This is a genomic window from Mesorhizobium sp. M1A.F.Ca.IN.020.06.1.1 (assembly GCF_004023265.1).
In the GTDB taxonomy this organism is placed as follows: domain Bacteria; phylum Pseudomonadota; class Alphaproteobacteria; order Rhizobiales; family Rhizobiaceae; genus Mesorhizobium.
Window position 1 is genome coordinate 1 of sequence record NZ_RZSR01000857.1, and the last position, 2,611, is coordinate 2,611.

Below are 2,611 nucleotides of genomic sequence, written 5' to 3' on the forward strand. Positions count from 1 at the left end.
GCGCTCGCCCATATCGAGGAGGTCGAAAACCTCGGCGGCATGGCGGCGGCGATCGAGAAAGGCATTCCGAAGCTGCGCATCGAGGAAGCGGCGGCGCGCACCCAGGCACGCATCGATTCCGGCGAGCAGGTGCTGGTCGGAGTCAATGCGCATCGCCCGGAAGCCGACATCGAGGTCGATGTGCTGAAGATCGATAATGCCGAGGTCAAGGCCCGGCAATTGGCGAAGCTGCAGCGGCTCAAAGGCACGCGCGACGTCGCGGCCCTGGAGGATGCGCTAACCGCCCTCACCCGCGCGGCTGAAAGCGGCGAGAACCTGCTCGAATTCGCGATCCGCGCGGCGCGGGCCAATGCGACCGTCGGCGAGATCTCGCTGGCGTTGGAGAAAGTGTTCGGGCGCCATGCAGCCACCGTGCAGACCATCTCCGGCGTCTATCGCGACGCGCTCGGCGACAATCCGGCGGTCGATCGGCTCAAGGACAAGCTCGAAGCCTTCGAAAAGAAATCCGGTGCAAAGCCGCGCATCCTGGTCGCCAAGATGGGCCAGGACGGCCATGATCGCGGCCAGAAGGTGATCGCCAGCGCCTTTGCCGATCTCGGCTTCGAGGTCACCGTCGGACCGATGTTCCAGACGCCGGAGGAGATCGCAAAGCTGGCGGTGCAGCATGATGTCGACATCATCGGCGCGTCCTCGCTCGCGGCCGGACATCTGACGCTGATCCCCGAGCTCAAGGAGGCGCTGAGGAAGCTCGGCCATGGCGACATGCTGATCGTCGCCGGCGGCGTCATCCCGCCACAGGATTACGACGCGGTGCTGAAGGCTGGGGCGGCCGAAATCTTCCCGCCGGGGACCGTCATCCCGCAAGCGGCGGACAGACTGATGGACAGGCTGCTGTCGGTTGAGTGAATAGCCTGTGTCGGGAACTGGTCAAACGCAACTCGTTGCTAAGGCTTATCGGCACAGCTAATGCGCCAATCGAGAGAGGAAGAGGATCCCGTCCTCAACCCGCTTCTTGATGGCGACCATGTCAGTAGTTCCCAATCGGTTGTTATAATTTCCGTTGCAACAACAGGCCCCTCCAGTTATAATTGCCGTTGCAACAGGACGACCTACCATGAACATCACCATTCGAAAGATTGGCAACTCCGAAGGTCTGATTTTGCCGAAAGAGCTTCTCGACCGGCTAAACCTGAAGGCGGGCGACAACGTCATCGTCGTTCAGGAGGGCCAGGAGCTGCGCTTGCGCCGTCTTGAAGACTCTGCCGAAGAATTCGAGCGTAAGATGAAGATCGCGCGCGAACGGATGAAGAAATACGAGGTTGCCTACCGCGCGCTCGCTAAATGACCGAGCATCATTCGCGAGAATTCGTGGAGGCGATGCACGCTGAGCAGTTGCGCCTCCACGGCGGAGCCTCCGGTATACGCGACCAGGGCATGCTGGAATCTGCCTTCGCCCGCCCCCAACAGAAGGAAGCGTGCGGTGAGCCCGATCTTTGTGAACTCGCGGCGGCCTATCTCTTCGGCATTGCGAAGAACCACCCCTTCGTTGACGGGAACAAGCGCACGGCTTTTGCCGCGGCCGATGTGGTTCTCTATTTCAACGGGTTAAGCGTAGAAGCCGAACAGCAGGATGTTATCCAGTTGGTGATGATGGTCGCCGCAGGTGAAATCGATGAGACCGGAGCCGCGGCGTTTTTCCGCGACCATACAGTCAAGCTCAAGGCCTAGTTCTCGGCCTTGTCCGACAGCTTGACGATCTCCCACTCCTTGCCGTTGACGGCAACGACCTCGCCGACCTTCTTGCCGAACAGGGCCATCGCCATCGGCGAGACATGGGAGATGCTGCCTTTCGACGGGTTGGCCTCGTCCTCGCCGACGATGCGCCAGTGGACCTTCTTGCCGTCGCCGTTTTCCAGCGTGACGCCCATGCCGAAGCGGACCACATTGCTGCCGGACTCCGGCACCGAAAGCTCCGCGCTCTCGCGCCGCGCGGTCCAGTAGCGCAGGTCGCGGGACACTATTGCGAGGCGCTCGCGATCGCCGCGTCTTTCGGCCTTGGCCATTTGATCTCGCAATTCGGAGAGATTCTCTTCGATCATCGCGAGTCCCCGCTCCGTTACCAGATTGCGGTGCGGACTGATCGGCCGTTCGCCGACACCGGCAATGGCGTTTTCGCTGTCTTCCTCGCGGGTGAAAGCTCTACTCATAACATGAACTTAAGCTTGGTCAGGCAACTGCACAAGCGGTTTGCCTGCGAGCTGGCCTTGGCACGATTCCTGCGACGGAGCGGTTGAAACGCCAGGACCTGTGCCGATGTTGAACAGACGAACGCTGCTTGCCCGCACCACCGGCCTCGCCGCTGCCGGCCTCTTTGCCGGCAAGGCATCGGCGAAGATGCTGCCCGGCATCGAGAAGGCCACGATGCGCGGCTCGATCAATGCCATCGAAATCGGCTTGCAGCCGGGCGCGCTGGACGACCAGAGCAAGGCCTTCGCCAAGCTGCTCGGCGACGCCAGCGACCGCGATGCGCCGGTGTTTCTGCCGCCCGGGACCTATCTTGTCTCCAACCTGAAGCTGCCTGCCCGCGTGCGCCTTTCGGGCGTCCCGGGGG

5 protein-coding genes are annotated in these 2,611 nt (G+C 62.0%); 4 read left to right on the forward strand and 1 reads right to left on the reverse strand.

Annotated features, from left to right (window positions below; translation table 11 throughout):
• The 3 genes from EOA60_RS28080 to EOA60_RS28090 all read left to right on the forward strand — a co-directional run.
• The coding region (locus EOA60_RS28080; RefSeq protein ID WP_206628278.1) for a methylmalonyl-CoA mutase family protein at window positions 1-906 on the forward strand (906 nt) is incomplete at its 5' end.
• 208 nt (window positions 907-1,114) lie between these two features.
• Window positions 1,115-1,345 (forward strand): AbrB/MazE/SpoVT family DNA-binding domain-containing protein, encoded by a 231-nt coding sequence (locus tag EOA60_RS28085; protein ID WP_067320863.1) that lies wholly within the window; start codon window positions 1,115-1,117, stop codon window positions 1,343-1,345.
• Entirely contained in the window at window positions 1,342-1,728 is a 387-nt protein-coding gene (locus EOA60_RS28090; RefSeq protein WP_095823744.1) for a type II toxin-antitoxin system death-on-curing family toxin, read from the forward strand. The genes EOA60_RS28085 and EOA60_RS28090 overlap by 4 nt, the downstream gene beginning before the upstream one ends.
• On the opposite strand, the gene greA is transcribed toward EOA60_RS28090, so the two are convergent.
• Complete coding sequence (gene greA / locus EOA60_RS28095; RefSeq protein WP_066997710.1) at window positions 1,725-2,207, reverse strand: transcription elongation factor GreA; 483 nt, start codon at window positions 2,205-2,207, stop codon at window positions 1,725-1,727. The two genes, EOA60_RS28090 and greA, sit on opposite strands and share 4 nt — an antisense overlap.
• A gap of 106 nt (window positions 2,208-2,313) precedes the next feature.
• Between greA and EOA60_RS28100 the strand changes: the two genes are divergently transcribed.
• A partial coding sequence (locus EOA60_RS28100) for a glycosyl hydrolase family 28-related protein (RefSeq protein WP_281060786.1) occupies window positions 2,314-2,611 on the forward strand: 298 nt, incomplete at its 3' end.